Source organism: Sphingomonas bacterium (genome assembly GCF_028292945.1).
In the GTDB taxonomy this organism is placed as follows: domain Bacteria; phylum Pseudomonadota; class Alphaproteobacteria; order Sphingomonadales; family Sphingomonadaceae; genus Sphingomonas.
Window position 1 is genome coordinate 38,617 of sequence record NZ_JAQGLJ010000022.1, and the last position, 23,858, is coordinate 62,474.

A 23,858-nucleotide genomic window follows, 5' to 3' on the forward strand; every position below is an offset into this window, starting at 1 on the left:
CGCCTGGGCGCCATCGCGGTGGCTATCGATCTTTTGAAGGAGGCGGCGCATGCTTCGGGGAATGCAGGACTGGCCGCTCAGGATCTCCCGGATCTTGGACCACGCCGCGCGGGAGCATGGACAACGCGAGATCGTCAGTCGATATGCCGATGGCCAGGTCGTTCGCACGAACTGGGCCGGGATCGATCGCGACGCTCGCCGCCTTGCCAACGCGGCGACGCGTCTGGGTCTCGCGCGGGGCGACCGGATCGCGACGCTGGCGATGAATCATGACCGCCATCTGGTCGCCTGGTATGGGGTGATCGGGATGGGCGGCGTGCTTCATACCCTCAATCCCAGGCTATCTGACGATCACCTCGTCTACATCGTCAACCACGCGCAGGATCGGGCGGTCTTCTATGACCGGGCGTTCGCGTCGCTCGTCGAACGGATCAAGCCGCGCATCCCGACGGTGCAGCATTTCATTTGCTTCGATCCCGGTCAGGACGATCAGTTCCAAGATCTGCTGAGAGCGGAGACCGAGGATTTCGAATGGGTGGAGGGCGACGAACGCGAACCCGCCATGTTGTGCTACACCAGCGGCACGACCGGCGATCCGAAGGGGGTGCTGTACGAGCATCGCTCGACCGTCCTTCACGCGATCACAGCCAGCCTGCCCGACCTCTTCGATCTGTCCGCGCGCGCGGTCGTGATGCCAATCGTGCCGATGTTCCATGCCGCGGCCTGGGGGCTGCCGTTCGCTGCGGGGGTGACGGGAGCGACCCTGGTCTTCACCACCGAGACAGCCCCGGAGGTGATCCGCGATCTCATTCATGCCGAGCATGTGACCCATTCAGCGGCCGTTCCCACCGTCTGGCTCGCGCTTATGGGACAGGGCGACGATGATGGCGCCGGTTATAGATCGTTGCGTGTCTTGGTAATCGGTGGCGCAGCGGCGCCGCGCACCATGATCGAGCATTTCGACGGTCGCGGCATTCGTGTAGCGCATGCTTGGGGGATGACCGAAATGTCACCCATCGGCACCCTCGTCTCACCTGATCTCGACTGGCAGGCGTTGCCGCAAAACGAACGCACCGATCGACTGGCGCGGCAGGGACGGCCGCCCTTCGGCATCGAGCTGCGTACCGTGGACAACGAGGGCAGGGCGCTGCCCCGTGACGGCCGTTCGAGCGGACTGTTGCAGTCGCGCGGCGCTTGGGTCATCGACCGTTATTTCCTCGATTCGCAGACGATGGCGGCCGGCGTTGACGGGTGGTTCGACACCGGCGACGTCGCGATCCTCCATCCCGATGGCTCGATGCAGATCACGGACCGGGCCAAGGACGTCATCAAGTCCGGGGGCGAATGGATCAGCTCGATCCAGCTTGAGAACGCCGCATTGGGTTGCGAAGGCGTGGTCGAAGCCGCTGCGATCAGCGTTCCCGATACCAAGTGGGGCGAGCGGCCCGTGCTTGTGGTCGTCAGGTCGGACAGGTTTCGCGTCACAGAAGAGACGATCCTTCGGCACCTTGCCAACTGCGTGGCCAGATGGTGGATCCCCGACAGGATCCTGTTCGTCGACTCCCTACCCTACGGCGTGACTGGAAAGATCCAGAAGGCAGTGTTGCGCGAACAGCTTCGGCAATGATGGCCCAGCCAAGGGCGCCGTGCTTCTTGACCTCGGGCGCCGGCCGATCACGCGCTTTGGCGCTGGTCGGCATTGGCACGCCGGTCGCGCCGCTGGGGACCTTAGAGCGAGCGGCAGCGCCGGCAGTCGCTTCGTTGATGTCGTCCTTCATGTTCATTCTCCAGTGTCGTTGATCGCGGAGTGACTCAGCGGCCGCCGCTCAGTTCCAGGTGACGACGCGGCGGCCGATCGCGTCGAGCGCCTCGCCGGCCGCCTCGGGCGCTACGCCAGCGCTCGGCGAGCACGGCGGCGGCGCGGGTGTCCGACCAGGCGCGACGCGGTCGGGATGGAAGCCGCTGGCGACGTCGTGCCAGTGGCGGAAGCCCATGCCCCGGGCGGTTCCCTGGAAGCTGTCGCTCATCCGGACGCGGTGGCCCATCTGAGCTGCTGCCGGTTCCGTGGACACCGAAATAAGGTGTTTTTGGAACCGGAGGATGGAGATGCAACGACGGCGAGGCTGGGGCGTGGCTTGTTTGACTATGAACGACGCGGCGGACTTCCTCGAAACCGTGCGACTTATCGCTCCGGATGCGGCGGCTCGACCAAGGAAGAGAGGCGGGCGCCTGGCTGGGTGAACTGCCGCAATATAACCTTGAGGGATAAGGACGGCGTATCTTCGACTTTGACGGAGGCCTTCCCCGCTCGTCAGGAACGGGACGAATAAAGACATTCTTGGGGATAGATGATGAAGCTATATGGGGCCAAGCGCCGCAGCTCGCGCGGAGCGCTGTGCTGTGCGGCAAGCCTAGCAACCATCGCCCTGACCTTCGCAACCGGCGCCTCCGCGCAAGCGGTTGCGGAGCAGACGTCCCCTCCGACAGCACCTGCTTTCGAGGTCACTGCGGCGGAACAGAACACGCAGGAGCAGAAGGCCGAACCGGCGGAGACCCAAGGCGCGGTCGACGTCGTGGTGACGGGTACCCGAGTAGTGCGCGACGGCTTCAAGGCGCCGACGCCGACATCGGTCATCGGTGCCGCGGAGATCGCAGCGCGGGCTCCCGGGAACATCGCCGACTTCATCAATGTGCTTCCCTCGCTTGCAGGCAGTGCAACGCCTCGATCGACCGGCTCGTTCGTCGGCGGAGGCCTCATCGGCATCAACGCGCTCAACCTGCGCAGCCTGAACCCGAGCCGGACGCTGGTCCTGCTTGACGGTCAGCGGGTGGGCGCGTCGTCCCTCACCGGCCTCGTCGACGTCAACCAGTTCCCCCAGCAGCTCGTGAGCCGCGTCGACGTGGTCACCGGCGGTGCTTCTGCCAGCTGGGGCTCGGACGCGGTCGCTGGCGTGGTCAACTTCGTGCTCGACCGCAACTTTACCGGCGTGAAGGGGCAGGTCCAGGGCGGCGTCACCACCTACGGGGACAATCGGAACTGGAACGTCCAGCTGTCCGCGGGAACCAAGTTTGCCGATGGCCGGGGTCATATCGTCGTCAGCGGCGAGCTCGCCCAAGACGACGGTACCGAAGGGCTGGGTGATCGCACGTGGTACAATGGCCGCAAGATCATCCTGAACCCAGCCTACAGCGCGACGAACGGACAGCCGCAGCTGCTGGTTCGCGACAATGTCGGCGTAGCCCTCGCGACGCCGGGCGGCATCATCCTGTCCGGTCCTCTTCGGGGAACATATTTCGGTCCTTCGGGGACGGCGGGCCAGTTCAACTTCGGATCGCTGACGAGCGGCAGCTTTCACGTCGGGGGGGATTGGCGGTATTCAGACTTCGGCACCGCGATCAACATCGCACCGGAGCTAGGGCGACAGAACATCTTCGGCCGGATCAGCTACGAGCTTACCGATGACATCGAGGTGTTTGCGCAGGCCTCCTACGGTCGATCCACCGCGACTCAGATAGCCACCGTCTACACCAAACTCGGCACGCTCACGATCCAGCCGGACAACGCCTACATCCCCGCGAGCGTCGCGCCGCGGGTCACGGCGCCCTTCACGTACGGCACATATAATGCCGATCTCGGCCGGGTCCCGGTGTACAACAAGCGGACTTCGCGCCGGTACGTGGTGGGCGCGAGCGGCAAGTTCGATGGTCTCGGGTCGCCGTGGACGTGGGACGTCTACGCCCAGCGCAGCGACAACCATGTCTACAATTCGGTCCGCACGATCGCCACTGCGCGATACACCGAGGCCATCGACGCTGTGCGCAACCCGGCCGGGCAGATCGTATGCCGGTCCACGCTCATTAACCCTGCCAATGGCTGCTCGCCCTTCAATGTGTTCGGAACCGGTGTCGTGAGCCCCGCTGCGGCAAACTACGTAACGGGTCTCTCGGAAGGCAATAACAGGCTCACCCAGGACGTAGTTGCAGCCACCCTGCGCGGCGAACCCTTCTCAACATGGGCTGGTCCAGTCTCTATCGCGACGGGCGTCGAGCATCGCCGTGAGAAGGTGAGCGGCAGCAACGATCCCCTTTCGTCGACCCGGGGCTGGGATCAGGGCAACTACCAGGCGAGCTTCGGATCGCTCAGCGTGACCGAGGGCTTCCTCGAAACCGTCGTGCCCCTGGCGAAGGACTCGCCCTTCGCGCAGAGCCTCGATCTGAACGCAGCCGTGCGCGCCACTGACTACAGCACCTCTGGTTACGTGACGACGTGGAAGGTCGGCCTCACCTATGCACCGGTGGACGACGTATCGTTCCGCGTCACCCGTTCACGCGACATCCGAGCACCGAACCTCGCCGAGCTGTTCCAGACCGGCGTCGGTGGCCGGTCAACCGCGCCGGACCCGTTCAGGGCCAACGCGAGCACCAGTTTCCTGACGAGTCAAAATGGCAACCCGGCACTCACGCCTGAGAAGGCGGACACGTTCGGTGTGGGCGTCGTCCTGAAGCCTCGCTTCCTGCCGGGCTTTGGCGCCTCGATCGACTACTATCGGATCAAGATCGACGACTCGATCACCACGATCGCGCCGGTGACGTTGCTCAACCAGTGCTTTGCCGGAAACACTGCGCTCTGCTCGGGTATCACCCGCAACGCTGGCGGTGTGATCACGCTCATCACCTCCACCCCGATCAACTTCGCCAAGCAGATCTCCAAGGGAATCGATTTCGAGGCCAGCTATCGCAGTGGGCTCTTCGGCGGGAACCTGTCGATCCGCGCGCTCGCCACACGCTACCTCAAAAACTACCAAGACAACGGCATCAACCTGCCGACTGACAATGTCGGGAAGAACAGCGCGGACGTGTCGCTTGCGGCGGCAAGCGGCTCGGGGTCGACCTCGCTGCCGAAATGGCGCTACTTCGCCAGTGTGGGCTGGGATCGTGACTCGTTCGGTGCGGTGTTCTCGGCGCGTGGTTTTAGCGACGGTTTCTACAATCCTGCCTTCGTCGAGTGCACCACGGGTTGTCCCACTTCGACGACGGACAACCAGACGATCGACAACAATAGCATCCCAGGCGCGATCTACTTCGACGCCAATGTGACCCTGAAGATAACGCCCAAGGTGGAATCCTTCCTGGTCGTCGATAACCTCCTGAACACCGATCCAGTGCAGATCGGCATTGGGCCGTCGGTTGGCGGCGCCCCACTCTCTGTAAACCAGTCGCTCTACGACACGCTTGGCCGGGTGTTCCGCGTCGGCTTGCGGTTCAAGCTCTAAGCGCGCTCGCCTGGATGCGTCGTTGCGACCCGTAAGTGATACGGGTCGCGGCAGCGCCAGACCACACAGAACGACCATGCGACCGCATAGCCGGCAGCATGGTCGTTCTTCTTTGGCCTACCTAGTCTTCCTGGCCCTCAGAGCCACTTCCTGGTTGCCCCCTCCTTCACCTGCGACCGCGCTATTCGGAGAGGGTGGTGGCCATCCAGATCGCCGCTCACGGCGCTCACGCGTCGGGCCGCAGGCATGTCTCTACGCCGTTGGCATCGGAGGAGGTCCTCGGTTCCCGAGCCTAGCGCCGATTGAGAATGGCGTCCGATACGGACCCCGCGGTCGCGCGGATCTCCGCCGCGAACGCCTCCGCGATCTTCGCATTCCTGCCCTCTGAGCTGCGGCACAGCTGGAACTTGTACATCACACTTGGCTCGAACGGTTTCACCGCAAGCCTGGCCTCGAACCCACTGATCATGAGCGGGTGCACCAGCGATACTCCGAAGCCGGCGGCGACGAACTCGCACACGGACAGCGCGGCGGTCGCGGAGACCACGATACGCGGAGCGATCCCGTGATTACGGAACGTGCTCGAGACCATGTCGCCGACCGAATTGTCAGGCTCGAACGCCACGAACGCCGATTGGTCGAGGTCGTCGGGAGTGATGCACGAACGGGCGGCGAGCGGGTGCTCCGGCGGAAGAATGCATACCAGTGGCAGCTCCATCAAAGGTTCAAGCCTGACGTGAGGGACACTACTCTGACCGTTGACCAGGCCCACATCCAGCTTCCGGGCGGCCACCCGTTCCGCAACCCAATGCGAACTCATCGCATGGACGGCGCAGAACACGTCACCGTGCTTCTCGACGAAGTTGCTCGCGACCCGCTGGATGAATGCCCCGGATAGTGCTGGCAGGACACCCACCGCGATGCGGCTGAGCGTCTCGCGGTGGAGCGCATCGACCGCGCTTTCGACCTGGCGAACGCCAGCGAATATTCGTTCCACCTCGTCATGTAGGCGCAGCGCGTGCTCGGTGGGGACGAGGCGCTTCTTGACCCGATCGAATAACCGCAGTCCGGTATCCGCCTCGAGGTGAGCGATGAGCTTGCTCATGGCCGGCTGCGAGATGTGGAGGACCTCTGCGCCTCTGCTGACCGTCCCAGTGTCGATCACCGCCTTGAAGGCCTCGATCTGGCGCAGGTTGATGTGACGGCGCATTCATAACCTCCCAGAATGTCTTTGGCCGCATGAACTTTGGCATCATCGCAGGACCGACGCAAGTTTCCCGCAAAAACGGGCTTGCTACCGGAAGGGTTGATAACTCCCGAGAATGCTACACCTTCGTTTTCTTATTGGATGATGCCACCCGTAGGGCGTAGCGTTTCAGATCAGCTTCGCCGAGGAAGCGCGAACGCGGAGCGTAAAAGATGTCGGCCTTATCCACTGAAAAGCGCCTTCCACGTCGTGAAGCCGGCGATCACCAGTCGCGAAACCATCACGGCGCTGTGCCGTCAGCAGGTGCGAAAATATGAACCATCCACAGATGGCGGAAAACCGTCGGGAGCCACAGGTCAGTCCCGAGGCTTGGTGGACGCTTGCCGTGCTGTGCCTGTTCTATGTCCTTTCCTACCTCGACAGATACCTGCTGACGATGCTGGTCGACCCGATCCAGAAAGATCTCGGCATCGGTGACTTCGAGATGGGGCTCGTTCTTGGACCCGCCTTCGGAATCGCATTGGGCGTCGCCGCCCTGCCATTCGGCTGGATGGTCGACAGGTCGCCTCGTCGCAAGGTCCTCTTCTTCGGCGTGGCCTTTTGGTCGTTCGCGACCGCCGCCACGGGGTTCGCTCGGTCGACGCTGGGCTTGGGGCTCGCGCGCCTTGGTGTGGGTGCCGGAGAAGCGGCCCTCGGTCCCGCCGCCGCCTCTCTGCTGGCCGACAAGTTCCCGCGCCGCCGCCTCACCACGGCGCTCGCGATATTCCAGGCAAGCAATAAGCTAGGGTCCGCGACGGCGTTCGGGGTCGGCGGGCTGCTGATCGGCATGCTCGGTGGCGCAGCGTTGAGCATCCCGCTCATCGGGAGCGTGCGCCCTTGGCAGATCGCGTTCTTCTGCGTGGGTACTCCCGGCATCCTCGCCGCCTTCCTAGTCTACACATTCTCCGAGCCGGTCCGACGCGGCCGCAAGAGCACCGAGCCGCCCAGGCCGGGCGCGCTGCTCGCATTCCTGAAAGAGCACCGCACCCTGATGCTACTTATCTATGGCGGATTCACGCTCATAGCGTTGTGCGGATACTCTTTGGTCGCATGGGTGCCTACGTTCGTCTCGCGACGCTATGGGCTCGAACCGCAGGTGTATGGCCCACTACTTAGCGTCGTCAGCATCGTTGCTGCGGGTGCGCTCGTTATCAAGGGCACCATCGTCGACTGGCTCTACGCGCGTGGTCACAAGGACGCCAACATACTGTTCTACTCGTGGATCGTATTCGGCTCGACGCCGCTGGCGGTCATCGCCTTCTTCGTGCCGGGACCTTGGATATTCTTCGGGATTTATGGGGTGCTGCTAGCGGTCTCGATCCCGTCGATGCTCTACCTCGCCGCGAGCCTCGCGACGCTCGCGCCCAATGAACTTCGGGGTCAGCTTACCGCCCTTGCCTACGCGCTACACGGAATTCTTGGCCTGGGACTCGGGCCCACGATCGTGGGCGCAATCACCGACTTTGGCTTTCAGGACCCGAACAAGATCGGTTGGTCCCTGGCACTTGTGTGCGGAGTCGGCATGCCCGCCGGGGCGATCCTCCTGAGGTTCGCAATGAAGCCGATGCGCATTGCCGTCGGTGAGGTCGAGGCGATTGAGCAAGCTCGCGGCTGAAGCGCGGTGGAACATAACCTCTGGTGATGATGTGCCGGGGTATTGGCCTTTGATTCCGATACTCGTTGGGAACATCTTTCTCGAAGAAGAAGAAGACGCCTCCACCGCTGTGGACGTTCTCAACCGCGTGGAGAAAGCATGTATCGGATCGGTATCGACGTGGGTGGCACGTTCACTGACTTTGTGATGCTCAACGCCGAAGATGGGCACGTCGCCTACTATAAGCGGTCGTCATCTCCACATGACCCGTCCGAGGCGATCGCGCTCGGGCTCGCGGAGTTTCTGGAGGTGGAGAACGTCAGCGCCGGCTCGATAGGTTTCCTGGGCCATGGGACCACTGTCGCCACGAATATGATCATCGAACGACGGGGCGTATCCACCGGCCTGCTGACGACCAAGGGGTTTCGCGACGTTCTGGCAATCGGCAGACAGTCACGTCCAGGCCTGTACGACTACCGTGTGCGCAAGCCCGACCCGCTGGTGCCGCGCCGAAACCGTTTGGAGGTCGACGAGAGGCTTGCCGCAGACGGTTCTGTGCTCTCGCCTCTCGACGAGGCCGACGTCGCCGAGCAGGCCAGGAAGCTCAAGGAGGCCGGCGTCGAGTCGATCGCAATCTGCTTCCTGCACTCGTATCGAAACGCCGCCCATGAACGGGCCGCGCGCCGGGTCGTCGAAAAGGTGTTCCCCGAGGCCTATGTCAGCATCTCGTCGCAGGTGCTCCCGGAGTTCCGGGAGTATGAACGGACATCCACGACGGTGCTGAATGCTTATATCGGGCCGAAGATGCGCGGCTACACGCGCCAGCTTCGTAGCCGGCTCGAGGAGCTCAAAGTCCCAGTCCAGCCGATGACGATCCATTCGAACGGTGGTCTGCTCTCGCTGGATACCGTCGAGGAACTGCCCGTCCTCACCTGCCTGTCGGGACCTGCCGCCGGCGTGGTCGGCGCGGCCGCGCTCGGGTTGGTTTCCGGGATCCCGAACCTGATCACCTTCGATGTCGGGGGCACCAGCACCGACGTCTCGCTCATTGCCGACGGGAAGCCCAGTTACACGTCCAAGCGCGAGATCACGCACTTGCCGCTGAAGATGCCGATGATCGACATCCACGTCATCGGTGCCGGCGGCGGAAGCATCGCATGGATCGATCATGCAGGGGCGCTCAAGGTCGGCCCCCAGAGCGCCGGTGCCTATCCGGGCCCGGTCGCCTATGGCCACGGCGGCACCCAACCGACACTCACCGATGCCCAGATCGTCCTCCAGCGCCTAAATCCCGTGGCTATCCTGAACGGCCGAATGGCAGTCGACAGGGAGGGCGCCTGGGCAGTCATCAAGGAGAAGATCGCCGACCCGCTCGGGATGTCGGTCGAGGACGCGGCATTCGGCATGGTGAGGATCGCGATCGCGAACATGAGCCGCGCGATCCGCTCGATCTCCATCGAGCACGGGCACGATCTGGCGGACTTCACCCTCGCATCGTTCGGCGGCGCGGGGCCGCTGCACTCGTCCGATGCCGCGATCGAATGCGGCATCAAGCAGATCCTCGTTCCTCAGGAGCCCGGCACGATGTGCGCCCGCGGCATCCTGCTGTCAGACATCAGCCGGGATTTCGTCCGCACCGAGATGACGCTGGCCAACCCGACCGGTTGGGGACGCCTCCGGTCCCTGTTCGCCGAGATGGTGGCCGAGGGAGACGCATGGCTCACGCGAGAGAACGTCGAGCGGCCGCTGCGGAGTTTCGATTGCGTGGTCGAGGCCCGCTACAAGGGACAGAATCACGAGATCCGAATTCCGATGCCCTCGGAAGATTCCGGTGATCTCGATGAATTGCTGGCGACCTATCGAGACGCCTATCGCGCCGAGTACGGCAACGTGATCTCCACGCGGCCGGTCGAGGTCGTCAACTGCCGCGTGCGGGCCTCCGGAGCCGTCCCCAAGGCCGACCTTGCGCCGGTGCGGCAGGAGGGGGAGCTCGACGACGCCCTGATCGAAAGACGCCAGGTCTATTTTGGTCCAGACGTGGGATGGCGAGAGGCGCGCGTGTTCGCACGCGCCAAGCTGCCGGGCGACGAACGCATCGAAGGCCCCGCCATTGTCGAGGAGATGAGTTCCACGACCGTGATCCTCCCGTCCCAGACCTTTCATGTCGATGCCATCGGCAACATGATCATAGCCTGCTGAGGAGCCTGAACTTGACCACCAGCACGCTGCAAACCCCTTCGAAGAAGGCCAAGTTCGATCCGGTGATGATGGAGGTTCTCTCGAACCGCCTGCTATCGATCACCGAGGACATGGCGATCCACATGATGAAGTCGTCGTTCTCGGCGCAGATCAAGGAACGTCGCGACTTCTCGGTTGGCCTCTTCGACCGTGGCGGCCGGCTCATCGCTCAGGGAACGCACATCCCCCTGCATCTCGCATCGCTGATCGGCAGCATGGAGGCGATCCTCAGAACCTTCGAGCCCTCATCGTTCGAAGAGGGCAATGCCTACATCTGCAACGATCCATATCTGTCGGGTGGCTCGCACCTCCCCGACATCTCCATCGTCAGCCCGATCTTCTGGCGCGGCGAGCTGGTGGGGTTCGCGGCGAACATCGGACACCATTCCGACATCGGCGGGTCGGTGCCCGGCTCCACGTCCGCGATGGCGAAGACGCTGTTCGAGGAAGGCATTCGCATCCCCGCTGTCCGCATCGCTCACAGGGGCGATATCGATGAGAACGTCCTTGCACTCGTCGCCTCGAATTCCCGTCTTCCGGAAGAGCGTCGTCTCGACCTCAACGTGCAGATCCTCACGAACCTGAGGGGCGGTAACGCCTACTGCCAGGTGCTGGACCAATCGGGGCTCGAGAGCGTCCGCTCCGCGGTCGACAGCATCATCCACTATACCAGTGCCCGCCTACAGAGCCGCATCGCCGCGCTCGCGCCGGGAGCCCACACCTTCACGACCTATCTGGACGATGACGGCTATGGCGGCGATCCACTGCCGATCACCGCGACCGTCGAGAGGGTCGGGGCTGAGCTGATCATCGACTTCGCCGGAACCGGCCCCCAGGCGAGAGGGGCGCTCAACGTCCCCAACAGCGCCGTCAGGGCGACCGTCTACTACTGCGTCAAGGCGATGCTCGATCCCGAACTGCTGCCGAACAGCGGCATGTTCGACGGGATCGTCATCCGCACGCCGGAGGGCACGATCGTCAATCCAGAGTTCCCTGCGGCCGTCGGCGCTCGAAGCATCACCACACAGAAGATTGCGGGCGCCGTGGTCGGCGCGCTCAATGGCCTGGTGCTTGAGGAACAGCGCATTGCCTCAAGCAACGACGTGCTCCCGTCCATATTGTTCTCGGGAAAGGTGGCCGGTGGCGGGGTCTACGTGTCCGGCGAGACGCTGGGCGGCGGCGGCGGGGCGCTCTTCGACCTCGACGGCATGAGCGCCATACACGTCCATTGCACGAACACGCTCAACATGCCGACCGAGGCACTGGAGAACGAGTTCCCGCTGATGATCGACGAATATAGCCTGGTGGAGGATTCAGGCGGAGCCGGGCGCCAGCGCGGGGGCCTGGGCATCGCGCGGCAGTTCCGGGCGCTGCACGACCACACGATCATGAACTGCCGGTCCGACAGCCACAAGCGTGGTGCCGCAGGGATGGAGGGAGGCCATGCCGGTGGCCTGGCGCGCCTGATCCGCAACGCGGGCACCGATCACGAGGAAGAGCTCAATTCGAAGGTCGCCGGCGTGATCCTGCGCGCCGGCGACACCGTCCGCATCCAGACGCCGGGCGGCGGGGGCTTCGGCGACCCTGCCGAGCGGGAGATCCTCGCGATCGCCCGCGACATCCAGGATGGAGTCGTTTCGAAAGCCGCAGCGGAGCTGGACTATGGTGCTGACCGCGTCGCAGCCGCATCGAGCATAAGCGCTCGGGCCAAAGCAGCGTGACGATCGTGAGACCGACAAGCCGCATAGCGCATTGGGTGGCATCGCTTCCCAGGCAGCGCACACGCGAGGTGCAGTCCCTGGCGGTGGACGGTATCCGCGATCTGATCGGTTGCATGATCGCAGGCACCCTGGAACCACCATCCCAGAAGGCCATTCGTGTTGCTCTGGCGTGGGGACGGGGTTCGTCCTCGATCGCCGGCATCGACCATACGGTGTCCGCCCCAGCGAGCGCGTTCGCGAACGGCACGGCTGCGCACGTCCTGGACTTCGACGACTCCTTCGCGCCACTGACAGGCCACCCATCCGCTCCGATCGTTCCGGCCCTCCTGGCACTGGGGGAAGAGCTTGGGTCGTCGGGCGCGGCGATCCTCGACGCCTACGTCGTGGGCATCGAGGTCCTGGCGACAATCGCTCGCGTCGCGAATCCATCCCACTACGCAATGGGCTGGCACAGCACGGCCACCATCGGCAGAATCGGCTCGGCCGCCGCCTGCGCGCGGCTGCTTGGCCTGGATGCAGCCCAGACAACGGCCGCCATCAGCATCGCAATGAGCAGCTCGGCCGGGACCCGCCTGCAGCTTGGCTCTCCCATGAAGTCCGTGCACGCGGGCTTCGCGGCGCGCGACGCGGTGATCGCCGCTCGACTGGCCGCCGAAGGCATGACGGGTGGCAGTGAAGTGCTTGCGGGCGAGCGCGGCTTCCAAGGTCTCTACACTATGTCCCACGCCGGCGAGGAGGCATTCACGGTCCCCGGTGAAGGCGAGCCACTGGCGATCGTGTCGCCTGGGATCACCTTCAAGCCCTATCCGACCTGCGGGAGCACTCACCGGAGTCTCGATGCACTGCTCTTCCTGAAGACCGAGCATCGCTTCTCGGGCGACGATGTCGACTCCGCCGTGTTGAGTATTCCCGCCCTCAACGTGAAGAACCTGATCTACGATCGACCCGCGTCGGGTCTCGAAGCGAAGTTCAGCATGCCCTACTGCGCCGCGCTGGCGCTTGAGCAGGGCTCCCTGCGCCTCGGAGACTTCGACGACGCCGCGATCGAGCGGCCCAGAATTCAGGCGCTGATGCCGCGGATCGTCATGGAGACGACGCCTGGCTCGGAGCACACCGAAAAAGACTATCTCGATCTGCCGGCACACACGACGGTGCGCCTCAAAGACGGTTCCACCCTGTCCGACGAGCGCTATGTCCGAAGGGGTTCGCTCAGCTCGCCCATGTCGGACCAGGAGCATGCCGGCAAGTTCAGGGACTGCGCCGGGCGCGTATTCGGGCACTCCGAGACGGAGCGGTTGCTCGAGCTCATTTCGAACCTTCCGGTCACCCCGGACGTGCGCCTTTTCACGAGCCTGCTGCGGCAGACCAAGAGCCAGGTCGCATCCTCAACCGATGCCAGTCACCATGCAGCACGCTGAGATGGCCTTCAGCGCGGCTCGCCTGTCGAAGCCCCCCAGCGAACACGTCCAGCAGTTCTACCAGCTGCCGGCGCTGCAGCGCGAGAGGCGCCAATTCGATCAGTTCTCGAAGATCGATCTCGCTCACGCCGTCATGCTCGTGGAGCAGGGCATCGTCACCGCCGAGGTCGGTCGTCAGCTGCTTCCCACGCTCCTCGAGATACGCACGCTCGGCTATGACGGGCTCGGCGTCGATCCAGCGCGCGGGAGCCTTCTGTTCCAGATCGAAGCGTTCCTCGCGTCCAAAGTCGGTGAGGATGCCGCCGGTGCGCTTCACACCGCCCGGAGCCGCATAGACCAGAGCGCGACAGCGCGCCGCCTGTTCAAGCGCGATGGCCTGATCCGCGTCATGGCGGGCATCCTCGAGCTCACGGACGTGCTGATCGAGGTCGCCGAGCGACACAGCTCGACCATCATGCCCAGCTACACCCACATGCAGCAGGCCCAGCCCGGGAACTTCGGCCACTACGTCCTCAGCTTCGCATCCCGGCTCGAGGCCGACTTCGACCGATGCCTGGAGATCCTCGTCCGGGTCAACCAAAGCCCCCTGGGGGCGGTGGGACTGTCCGGTACGTCGTGGCCTATCAATCGCGACCGGACAGCCGAGCTGCTTGGGTTCGACGGCATCGTCTACAACTCCAAGCTCGGGCGGGAGGCTTACTACGCCGCAGAGATCGCAGCATGCCTCTCGCTCGTCATGAGCGACCTGAACGACCTCGCCACCGATCTGCATATCTGGTCCAGCAGCGAGTTCGCCCTCGTCGAGCTTGATGATTCCTACTGCAGCACGAGCAGCATCTTTCCGCAGAAGAAGAACCCGGTCACGCTCGAGACGATCAAGGCTGCCGCCGGACCCGCCGTGACCTGGTTCGCCACCGCGCTCGCCACCTTCCGCGGCGAGGGCACCGGTGACCAAGCGATCCGCGCCGTGTCCCTTCTCGACCCTGCCTTCGACACCGTCGCAAACATGCTGGAGCTTTCTGCAGGCATAATGGCGACGCTCAAGGTCCATGAGCGTCGCATGGAGGAGATCCTCGATGCGAGCTGGTCGACATCCAGCAACCTGGCGGATGTCCTTGTGCAGAGCCACGGCCTGTCTTTCAGGCAGGCCCACCACGTCGTCGGCCGCTTCGTGCGCATCGCGATGGCGGACAACATCTCGAGGGGCCAGGCAGGGACGGAGCTGCTGTGCCGCGCCAGCCGCGAGACAATCGGCAGTGACCTGAAGATCTCGGGCATCGAACTGGCAGCCGCGCTGGATCCAAGGGAGTTCGTCCGGACCAGGATTAGCGCGGGAAGCGTGGGACCGACCGAGGTCAGCCACATGCTCGGACGCTCCAAGATTTCGCTGTCGGACAACCGGTCCAAGCTCGATCGCCGCCGTCTGCAGTTCTCGCAAGCCGAGGAAATGCTAGCCGAGGCGGTCCGCAGGATCGTCGCGTAGCTGACCTTCAGCTTCGCGGCGCCTCTGAGACGATGGATAGCCCAGTATCGGAGGTCCGGGCTCGCGGGCAGCGGCACCCTGACTCACTCCCGCTGGCGATGCGGCGAGATCAACGACCAACGACAACCCGGCAAGACAAGCACCGCACCAGCCCGCTGACGAAGGAGATCAGCCGCCGGACGGCGCGCGCGCTCCGGAGAGACCGGCCGGCGCCATAGGCTCGGCGGCAATCGCGGCTGCCGTCCTCTATGCCTCGGGCAAGCATAAGCCGCGTTGAGGCTTAAAATCCGCGGCGGCAGTGCGGATATGCCTTCCGGCGCGCTGATTGCCAGCACTGCGCGTCCGCACCCGTAGGCGACCGACTGACCACCATCACCCTGGCTCCGACGGGTCTGGAAGGGGCACAAGCACCGCAGCCACGGATGCCCGACGAAGTGCAATTCTCCGATCGCGAGGCGCTGCTGTTCCATTCGGAGGGACGGCCGGGCACGATCGAGATCGTCGCGTCGAAGCCGATGGCGAGGCAGCGCCACCTAGGCCGCCTTCGACCGCGCACTGAAAAACCTTGCCGGTCGACGGAGGCTACGAATTCGGACGTCCTTGAGCGGCATGATGAGTTTCCTCGACTGATCCCAAAGGACGCTCGTCGAAGACTTGGCGGAGCCGTGGTGCCACCAAATTCCATCGAGGCCATCATGGCCTCGCCCGTGGCACCATATGGCCCTGGATGGTCTGAAATCGCCTGAGACATCCCGGGATCGGTGAAGCTCTTTTATGGCGGAAATTCAGGGTTTTGTCGATCCTCCCGAGACATCTCGGGAAGAACAAATGGTGCCCGGAAGAGGACTCGAACCTCCACGACCTTGCGATCGCCAGCACCTGAAGCTGGTGCGTCTACCAATTCCGCCATCCGGGCACGAGGGGGCTGTCGGCCCCCGGGTAGGGGCGGGCCTCTAGGGGACGTCGCTTCGCCTTGTCAATCGGGTCGCACAAAGGCAGGACGCCGCCGACATGAGGGTTCAGACATGACACGCGACGCGCTGGTGGTGGTGTTCGGCGGATCGGGGTTCATCGGCCGCTATGCCGCGCAGGCGCTGATGCGCGCCGGGCTGCGGGTGCGCTTTGCGGAGCGTGACCCCCGGCGCGCTGCCGGGCTCAAGGCGCTGGGCGCGTTGGGACAGAGCCAGTTCGTCGCGGCGGACCTCTCGCGACCCGACACGGTGGCGCGCGCGCTCGCCGGAGCCGATGCGGCCGTCAATTTGGTCGGGACCTTCGGCAAGGCGATGGAAGCGATCCACGTCGACGGCGCGCGCGCGGTGGCGGAAGCGGCGGCGTCAGCGGGCGCGGGCGCGCTGGTTCACGTTTCCGCGATCGGCGCCGACCCGAGCGGCGCGGCGCTCTACGCGCAGACCAAGGGCCGGGGCGAGGAGGCGGTGCGCGCCGCTTTTCCGACCGCCACGATCCTGCGGCCGTCGGTGGTGTTCGGGGCGGAGGATCAGTTTCTCAATCGTTTTGCCGGGCTGATCGCCCGGGCGCCCGTCGTCCCCGTGCTGCGCGCCGGCACGCGCTTTCAGCCGGTATTCGTCGGTGACGTGGCGGATGCGATCGCGCTCGCCGTTACCGAGCCTGCTCGATTCGGTGGGCAAATGTACGAATTGGGCGGCCCCGACACGCCGACGATGGCCGAGCTGCTGCGCTGGATCGCCGCCGAGACCAATCGTGCTGGCCGCTTCGTCGAGCTGCCCGACTTCGCCGGCTCGCTGCTGGCCAGCGCGGGCTTTCTGCCCGGCGCGCCGATCACGCGCGACCAGTGGCTGATGCTGCAGAAGGACAATGTCGTCGCTCCGGGTGCGCAGGGGCTGGCGGCATTCGACATCGCGCCGACGCCGATGGCGACGGTCGCGCCCGCGTGGCTGGTCAGGTTTCGCCGCCAGGGCAGGTTCGCGCGGCCCGCCCCGGAACGTGTTGGCTCAACACGAGACGCCTCGTGAGGATCGGGGCGTGAACCAATGGCTGACCGCGATCCTGCTCGGCATCGTCGAGGGGATCACCGAGTTCCTGCCCGTCTCCTCCACCGGCCATCTGGTGCTGGCGACCGAGCTGCTCGGCTTTCGCGCGGAGGACTGGGCGGTGTTCAACATCGCCATCCAGCCCGGCGCGATCATGGCGATCGTGGTGCTGTACTGGCGCACGTTCGTGGCGGTGTGGCGCGGGCTGCTGACCTGGGAACCGGGCGCGGTGGCGTTCGTGCGCAATCTGCTGCTCGCCTTCATCCCCGCGGTCGTCCTGGGGCTGATCTTCGACGATCAGATCGAGGCGCTGCTGGAGAATGCGACGGTGGTCGCCTGGGCGCTGATCGTCGGCGGGGTCGCGATCCTGGTGGTGGAGCGACTGGCCAAGACACAGAACGTGCTTGGCATTGCGGGCGTGTCGGTGTCGCAATCGGTGAAGATCGGGCTGGTCCAGTGCCTCGCCATGGTGCCCGGCGTCAGCCGCTCGGGCGCGACGATCATGGGTGCGATGGCGCTGGGCATCGATCGGCGCACGGCGGCGGACTTCTCGTTCTTCCTGGCGCTGCCGACGCTGAGCGGCGCAACCGTTTTGCAATTGGTGAAACATCGCGACGAGATCGGGGTCGACGACCTGCAACTGATCGGCGTCGGTGCGCTGGTGTCGTTCGTGGTGGCACTGGTCGTGGTGAAGGCATTCATGGCCGTGGTAACGCGCCACGGCTTCGCGCCGTTTGCATGGTACCGCATCGTCGCCGGCATAGTGGCACTGGCCGTGCTCAACAGCTGAAGGCCCGGTCTGGACCTATTTAATTGGTTCGTATCGTTCCAGTCGTACTTCAGTAACCACCGCCTCTATTAATAGGTAAGGTATCCTGACTAGTAGCTGTGCGGGGCCACTGCTATGCTTCGCCAAACTTGTTGAGGCGGACGCGATGGCGACGGATCAGATGCTGCAGTTCGTCGTTCGCGATCAGGCCTATCCGGCCAAACGCGCGGCGGGCAACCGCGCCGCCGACTTCGCCGAGATCGCCGCACGTTATCCAGTGCCCGACGCCGCCGAGCAATCGGGGCGGTGCTCGCAATGCGGTGTGCCCTATTGCACCGTCCATTGCCCGCTCCACAATCACATCCCCGACTGGCTGCGCCTGACCGCTGAGGGCCGGCTGCGCGAAGCCTACGAGCTGTCCAACGCCACCTCGACCATGCCCGAGATCTGCGGCCGGATTTGCCCGCAAGATCGGCTGTGCGAGGGCAATTGCGTGATCGAGTTCTCCGGCCACGGCGCGGTGACGATCGGCGCGGTGGAGAAGTTCATCACCGACAAGGCGTGGGAAGAGGGCTGGGTCGAGCCGGTCGCGATCGGCCCGGCGCGCGGCCAGTCGGTTGGCGTGATCGGCGCGGGACCGGCCGGCCTGACGGCGGCGGAGTATCTGCGCAATCACGGCTACGAGGTGCACGTCTATGATCGGCACGATCGTGCGGGCGGGCTGCTGACCTATGGCATCCCCGGCTTCAAGCTGGAGAAGCCGGTCGTGATGCGCCGCGTCGAACGCCTGCGCGAAGGCGGGATCGTATTTCACCACGGCTTCGCGGTGGGAGAGCAGGCGAGTCTCGACGAGCTTCGCCAGCGCCACGACGCGGTGCTGATCGCGACGGGCGTGTACCGCGCGCGCGCCGTGGACATTCCCGGCGCCGACCGCGCCGTGCCGGCGCTGGATTACCTCACCACCTCCAACCGCAAGGGGTTCGGCGACGCGGTGCCCGCCTATGACGACGGCACGCTGTCGGCGGCGGGCAAGCATGTGGTGGTGATCGGCGGCGGCGACACGGCGATGGACTGTGTCCGCACCGCCGTGCGTCAGGGCGCCGCGAGCGTGAAGTGCCTGTACCGCCGCGACCGTGCCAACATGCCCGGTTCGCAGCGTGAGGTCGCGAACGCCGAGGAGGAGGGCGTCGAGTTCGTCTGGCTGGCCGCGCCGACCGATATCGGCGACGGCGAAGTGACGCTGCGCCGGATGCGCCTGGGTGCGCCCGACGCCAGCGGTCGGCGCGCGCCCGAGCCCGAACCGGACGGCGAGGTGAGCGTGCCTGCCGACATGGTGATCGCCGCGCTTGGCTTCGACGCGGAAGATCTGCCGGCGCTGTTCGGTGCGCCCGAGCTGGGCGTGACGCGGTGGGGCACGGTGCTGGTCGACGGCAAGACGATGATGACCAGCCTGGACGGCGTGTTCGCGGCCGGCGACATCGTTCGCGGCGCCAGCCTGGTCGTGTGGGCGATCCGCGACGGCCGCGACGTGACGGCGAGCATGCACAAGTGGCTTCGCTCACGGGCCGCGGCCGCGAAGGTGGCAGCATGATCGACCAGCGCGCCCGCCTCGCCGAACATGGCATGTACCGGCCCGAGTTCGAATCTGACGCATGCGGCGTCGGGCTCGTCGCTGCGACCGACGGCAAGCCGAGCCGGCGTGTCGTCCAGTCGGCGATCGATGCGCTGAAGGCGGTGTGGCACCGCGGCGCGGTCGACGCGGACGGCAAGACCGGTGACGGCGCGGGGCTGCATCTCGACTTGCCGGTGCGGTTCTTCGACGATGCGATCGCGGCGTCGGGGCACAAGGCGCGGCCAAACCGGCTGGCGGTCGGCATGATCTTCCTGCCCCGCACCGATCTGGGCGCGCAGGAAAGCTGCCGCACGATCGTCGAATCGGCGATCATCGAAGCGGGCTATACCATTTACGGCTGGCGGCAGGTGCCGGTGGATGTCGGCGTGATCGGCACCAAGGCGCAGCTGACCAGGCCCGAGATCGAGCAGATCATGATCGCCGGGCCGACGCCGGAGGAGCAGGACGCTGGCGAGTTCGAGAAGACGCTGTACCTCGTCCGCCGCCGGATCGAGAAGCGTGTGATCGCGGCGCAGATCCAGGGCTTCTACATCTGCTCGCTGTCGTGCCGCTCGATCGTCTACAAGGGACTGTTTCTCGCCGAGAGCCTGTCGGTCTTCTATCCCGACCTGCTCGACCAGCGCTTCACCAGCCGCGTTGCGATCTTTCACCAGCGCTATTCCACCAACACCTTTCCGCAATGGTGGCTGGCGCAGCCGTTCCGCTGCCTTGCGCATAACGGCGAGATCAACACGATCCGCGGCAACAAGAACTGGATGCTCAGCCACGAGATCCGCATGGCGAGCCTGGCATTCGGCGAGCATTCGGAGGACATCAAGCCGGTGATCCCGGCCGGGGCCAGCGACACCGCCGCGCTGGACGCGGTATTCGAAGCAATTTGCCGCTCGGGCCGCGATGCGCCGACCGCCAAGCTGATGCTGGTACCCGAGTCGTTGAACGAGACCGGCGACACGCCGGCTTCGCATACCGAGATGTACCGCTACCTCGCCAGCGTCATGGAGCCGTGGGACGGTCCCGCCGCCCTGGCGATGACCGACGGGCGCTGGGCGGTGGCGGGAATGGACCGCAACGCGCTGCGCCCGCTGCGCTACACGCGCACCTCCGATGGGCTGCTGATCGTCGGGTCGGAAAGCGGCATGGTGGTGGTGCCGGAGTCGACGATCATCGCCAAGGGACGGCTCGGCCCAGGGCAGATGATCGCGGTCGATCTGGACGAAGGCGTGGTGCTCGAGGACCGCGCCGTCAAGGACCGGATCGCCGGCGAGGTCGATTATGGCGGTCGCATCGGCGAGTTCCTGACCATGTCTGATCTCCCCGCGAGTGACACGGTGGTTTGCTTCTCGCGCGCCGAGTTGACCCGGCGTCAGGTCGCGGCCGGGCAGACGCTGGAGGACATGGAGCTGATCCTGGCGCCGATGGTGGAGGGCGCGAAGGAAGCGGTCGGATCGATGGGCGACGACACGCCGCTCGCCGTCATCTCCGACAAGCCGCGCCTGATCAGCCAGTTCTTCCGTCAGAATTTCTCTCAGGTCACGAATCCGCCGATCGATTCGTTGCGCGAGCGGCACGTGATGTCGCTTAAGACGCGGTTCGGGAACCTCGCCAATATCCTCGATGTCGAGGAGCGGCGCGAGCGCGTGCTGGTGCTCGACTCGCCGGTGCTGACGGGGGCGGACTGGGAACGGTTGCGCGCGCATTTCGGCGCGTCGGCGGCGACGATCGACTGCACCTTCTCAGCGGGAGGCGAGGCCGCCGACCTGCGCGCCGCGATCGCGCGTATCCGCGAGGAAGCCGAACAGGCGGTGCGGCAGGGCAAAAGCGAGCTGTTCCTGACCGACGAGAACGTATCGGAAGACCGCGTCGCGATCGCCGGCGTGCTCGCGGCGGCGGCGGTGCACACGCACCTCGTCGGCAAGGGCCTGCGCTCCTACGCCAGCGTCAACATCCGCACGGCGGAGTGTCTGGATACGCATTACTACGCGGTACTGATCGGCGTCGGCGCGACGACGGTGAACGCCTATCTGACCGAGGCTGCGATCGCGGACCGCCACGCGCGCGGCCTGTTCGGCGAGCTGTCGCTGGCCGACTGCCTGGCCCGGCACCGGACCGCGATCGAGGACGGGCTGCTCAAGATCCTGTCCAAGATGGGAATCGCGGTGATTTCCTCTTATCGTGGCGGCTATAATTTCGAAGCGGTCGGGCTGTCGCGCGCGCTGGTCAACGATCTCTTCCCAGGCATGCCGGCGAAGATCAGCGGCGAGGGCTATGCCTCGCTGCACCTCAACGCCGCGCTGCGTCACGATCTGGCGTTCGATGCGGGCGTGGCGACGCTGCCGATCGGCGGCTTCTATCGCCAGCGGCACGGCGGCGAGGCGCATGCCTATTCCGCACAACTGATGCACCTGCTGCAGACGGCGGTGTCGACCGACAGCTACACGCAATATCTGCAGTTCTCGCGCGGCGTCGCGGACCTGCCGCCGGTATATCTGCGCGATCTGCTGCAGTTCACCTTCCCGGATGAGGGCGTGCCGGTCGATCAGGTCGAGGCGATCACCGAGATCCGCAAGCGCTTCGTTTCGCCCGGCATGTCGCTCGGCGCGCTGGGGCCGGAGGCGCACGAGACGCTCGCGATCGCGATGAACCGCATCGGCGCCAAGGCGGTGTCGGGCGAAGGCGGCGAGGACCCGCGGCGTTTTCAGCCGTACGAGAATGGCGACAACGCCAATTCGGTGATCAAGCAGATCGCGTCCGGTCGCTTCGGCGTGACGGCGGAGTATCTCAACGCCTGCGAGGAGATCGAGATCAAGGTCGCGCAGGGCGCGAAACCGGGTGAGGGCGGGCAGCTGCCCGGCTTCAAGGTGACCGAGTACATCGCCAAGCTGCGCCATGCGACCCCCGGCGTGACGCTGATCAGCCCGCCACCGCACCACGACATCTATTCGATCGAGGATCTGGCGCAGCTGATCTACGACCTGAAGCAGATCAACCCGCGTGCCCGCGTGTGCGTGAAGCTGGTCAGCTCGGCGGGCATCGGCACCGTGGCGGCGGGCGTCGCCAAGGCGCATGCCGACGTGATCCTGATCTCCGGCCACGTCGGCGGCACCGCCGCCAGCCCGCAGAGCTCGATCAAATATGCCGGCACGCCGTGGGAAATGGGGCTGTCCGAAGTCAATCAGGTGCTGACGCTCAACGGCCTGCGCGGCCGCGTGCGCCTGCGCGCGGATGGCGGGCTGAAGACCGGGCGCGACATCGTCGTCGCCGCGATCCTGGGCGCGGAGGAGTTCGGGATCGGCACGCTGAGCCTTGTCGCGATGGGGTGCATCATGGTGCGCCAATGCCATTCCAACACCTGCCCGGTCGGCATCTGCACGCAGGACGAGCGGCTGCGCGCCAAGTTCACCGGCACGCCGGAGAAGGTCATCAACCTGATGACCTTCATCGCCGAGGAGGTGCGCGACATTCTCGCCCGGTTGGGCGTACGCTCACTGGACGAGGTGATCGGGCGGACGGAGTTCCTGCGCCAGGTCAGCCGGGGCGCCGAGCATCTCGACGATCTCGACCTCAACCCTATCCTCGCCAAGGTCGACGCGACGGATGCGGAGCGCCGGTTCAGTCTCGCCACATTCCGCAACGCGGTGCCGGACAGCCTCGACGCGCAGATGATCAAGGATGCCGCCAATGTCTTCTCGCGGGCCGAGAAGATGCAGCTGACCTATTCGGTGCGCAACGTCCACCGCGCGGTGGGCACCCGGCTGTCGAGCGAGATCGTCCGCGTTTTCGGGCAGGACAAGCTTGCCGACGGGCACGTCACCGTGCGGTTGCGCGGCTCGGCGGGTCAGTCGTTGGGCGCGTTTCTGGTCAAGGGCGTACGGCTGGAGGTGTTCGGCGACGCCAACGACTATGTCGGCAAGGGGCTGTCGGGCGGCGTCATCGTCGTTCGGCCCGCCGTCTCGTCGCCGCTGGCGAGCCAGGACAACACGATCATCGGCAATACCGTGCTGTACGGCGCGACGTCGGGCAAGCTGCTCGCGGCCGGACAGGCGGGCGAGCGGTTCGCGGTGCGCAACTCGGGGGCCAGCGTGGTGGTGGAGGGCTGCGGTGCCAATGGCTGCGAGTACATGACCGGTGGCGTCGCGGTGGTGCTGGGCGCGGTGGGGCAGAATTTCGGCGCGGGGATGACCGGCGGGATGGCGTTCATCTACGATGCCGATGGCAGCTTTGCGCGGCGCGCCAACCCGGAGAGCATCACCTGGGGGCGCCTCGCGTCGTCGCACTGGGCGGGCGTGCTGCGCGATCTGGTGGAGGAGCACGCGCGTGCCACCGACAGCAAATGGTCGCGTGGGCTGCTCGACGACTGGCATCGTGTGCTGGATCGGTTCTGGCAGGTGGTGCCCAAGGAGATGCTGGGCCGGCTGCCCCATCCACTCGACGAGGCGGCGGCGCTGATCGCGGCGGAGTAGCGGGCGAGGTTGAA

Annotated in this window: 13 protein-coding genes and 1 tRNA gene; 11 read left to right on the forward strand and 3 right to left on the reverse strand. The window is 65.3% G+C overall.

Annotated features, from left to right (window positions below; all coding sequences use genetic code 11):
- Window positions 1-49 precede the first annotated feature (49 nt).
- Window positions 50-1,627 carry a long-chain fatty acid--CoA ligase gene (locus JWN21_RS02885; protein ID WP_299646036.1) on the forward strand — a complete coding sequence of 526 codons (1,578 nt, stop codon included), beginning with the start codon at window positions 50-52 and terminating at the stop codon, window positions 1,625-1,627.
- Between the two features lie 199 nt (window positions 1,628-1,826).
- On the opposite strand, the gene JWN21_RS02890 is transcribed toward JWN21_RS02885, so the two are convergent.
- Complete coding sequence (locus JWN21_RS02890; protein WP_299646038.1) at window positions 1,827-2,045, reverse strand: hypothetical protein; 219 nt, start codon at window positions 2,043-2,045, stop codon at window positions 1,827-1,829.
- 303 nt (window positions 2,046-2,348) lie between these two features.
- Here JWN21_RS02890 and JWN21_RS02895 point away from each other — a divergent pair, with 303 nt between their 5' ends.
- Window positions 2,349-5,273, forward strand: a complete 2,925-nt coding sequence (locus JWN21_RS02895; RefSeq protein ID WP_299646040.1) for a TonB-dependent receptor — start codon at window positions 2,349-2,351, stop codon at window positions 5,271-5,273.
- Between the two features lie 292 nt (window positions 5,274-5,565).
- Here the strand turns inward: JWN21_RS02895 and JWN21_RS02900 are convergent, their stop codons facing one another.
- Window positions 5,566-6,483: a LysR substrate-binding domain-containing protein gene (locus JWN21_RS02900; protein ID WP_299646042.1), complete on the reverse strand. Its 918-nt coding sequence runs from the start codon at window positions 6,481-6,483 to the stop codon at window positions 5,566-5,568.
- Between the two features lie 310 nt (window positions 6,484-6,793).
- Between JWN21_RS02900 and JWN21_RS02905 the strand changes: the two genes are divergently transcribed.
- The 5 genes from JWN21_RS02905 (at window position 6,794) to argH (ending at window position 14,973) form a co-directional block, all read left to right on the forward strand.
- The gene (locus JWN21_RS02905) at window positions 6,794-8,134 is read left to right on the forward strand and encodes an MFS transporter (protein WP_299646044.1); all 1,341 of its coding nucleotides are present in this window, start codon (window positions 6,794-6,796) and stop codon (window positions 8,132-8,134) included.
- Between the two features lie 138 nt (window positions 8,135-8,272).
- Window positions 8,273-10,312: a hydantoinase/oxoprolinase family protein gene (locus JWN21_RS02910; RefSeq protein ID WP_299646046.1), complete on the forward strand. Its 2,040-nt coding sequence runs from the start codon at window positions 8,273-8,275 to the stop codon at window positions 10,310-10,312.
- An 11-nt stretch (window positions 10,313-10,323) separates the two neighbouring features.
- Window positions 10,324-12,072, forward strand: a complete 1,749-nt coding sequence (locus JWN21_RS02915) for a hydantoinase B/oxoprolinase family protein (RefSeq protein WP_299646048.1) — start codon at window positions 10,324-10,326, stop codon at window positions 12,070-12,072.
- Between the two features lie 5 nt (window positions 12,073-12,077).
- Window positions 12,078-13,490: an MmgE/PrpD family protein gene (locus JWN21_RS02920; protein WP_299646096.1), complete on the forward strand. Its 1,413-nt coding sequence runs from the start codon at window positions 12,078-12,080 to the stop codon at window positions 13,488-13,490.
- On the forward strand, window positions 13,477-14,973 hold the full coding sequence (argH, locus tag JWN21_RS02925; RefSeq protein WP_299646050.1) for an argininosuccinate lyase: 1,497 nt from the start codon (window positions 13,477-13,479) through the stop codon (window positions 14,971-14,973). The genes JWN21_RS02920 and argH overlap by 14 nt, the downstream gene beginning before the upstream one ends.
- Window positions 14,974-15,802: 829 nt before the next feature.
- Here the strand turns inward: argH and JWN21_RS02930 are convergent.
- Window positions 15,803-15,889 (reverse strand) — tRNA-Leu (locus JWN21_RS02930).
- Between the two features lie 109 nt (window positions 15,890-15,998).
- Between JWN21_RS02930 and JWN21_RS02935 the strand changes: the two genes are divergently transcribed.
- The 4 genes from JWN21_RS02935 (at window position 15,999) to gltB (ending at window position 23,844) form a co-directional block, all read left to right on the forward strand.
- Complete coding sequence (locus JWN21_RS02935; protein WP_299646052.1) at window positions 15,999-16,964, forward strand: complex I NDUFA9 subunit family protein; 966 nt, start codon at window positions 15,999-16,001, stop codon at window positions 16,962-16,964.
- Between the two features lie 10 nt (window positions 16,965-16,974).
- Window positions 16,975-17,772, forward strand: coding sequence for an undecaprenyl-diphosphate phosphatase (locus tag JWN21_RS02940; protein WP_299646054.1), 798 nt, complete (start codon window positions 16,975-16,977; stop codon window positions 17,770-17,772).
- Window positions 17,773-17,917: 145 nt separating this feature from the next.
- Entirely contained in the window at window positions 17,918-19,342 is a 1,425-nt protein-coding gene (locus tag JWN21_RS02945; RefSeq protein WP_299646056.1) for an NAD(P)-dependent oxidoreductase, read from the forward strand.
- Window positions 19,339-23,844 (forward strand): glutamate synthase large subunit, encoded by a 4,506-nt coding sequence (gltB, locus tag JWN21_RS02950; RefSeq protein ID WP_299646058.1) that lies wholly within the window; start codon window positions 19,339-19,341, stop codon window positions 23,842-23,844. Before JWN21_RS02945 ends, gltB begins: the two co-directional genes overlap by 4 nt.
- The last annotated feature ends 14 nt before the right edge of the window (window positions 23,845-23,858 follow it).

Excerpts from the sequence above, each read along its gene's own strand:
- JWN21_RS02885 (WP_299646036.1), top strand. The coding sequence starts at position 50 with ATGCTTCGGGGAATGCAGGACTGGCCGCTCAGGATCTCCCGGATCTTG.
- JWN21_RS02945 (WP_299646056.1), top strand. The coding sequence starts at position 17,918 with ATGGCGACGGATCAGATGCTGCAGTTCGTCGTTCGCGATCAGGCCTAT.
- JWN21_RS02910 (WP_299646046.1), top strand. The coding sequence starts at position 8,273 with ATGTATCGGATCGGTATCGACGTGGGTGGCACGTTCACTGACTTTGTG.
- JWN21_RS02895 (WP_299646040.1), top strand. The coding sequence starts at position 2,349 with ATGATGAAGCTATATGGGGCCAAGCGCCGCAGCTCGCGCGGAGCGCTG.
- gltB (WP_299646058.1), top strand. The coding sequence starts at position 19,339 with ATGATCGACCAGCGCGCCCGCCTCGCCGAACATGGCATGTACCGGCCC.
- JWN21_RS02890 (WP_299646038.1), bottom strand. The coding sequence starts at position 2,045 with ATGGGCCACCGCGTCCGGATGAGCGACAGCTTCCAGGGAACCGCCCGG.
- argH (WP_299646050.1), top strand. The coding sequence starts at position 13,477 with ATGCAGCACGCTGAGATGGCCTTCAGCGCGGCTCGCCTGTCGAAGCCC.
- JWN21_RS02900 (WP_299646042.1), bottom strand. The coding sequence starts at position 6,483 with ATGCGCCGTCACATCAACCTGCGCCAGATCGAGGCCTTCAAGGCGGTG.
- JWN21_RS02935 (WP_299646052.1), top strand. The coding sequence starts at position 15,999 with ATGACACGCGACGCGCTGGTGGTGGTGTTCGGCGGATCGGGGTTCATC.
- JWN21_RS02905 (WP_299646044.1), top strand. The coding sequence starts at position 6,794 with ATGAACCATCCACAGATGGCGGAAAACCGTCGGGAGCCACAGGTCAGT.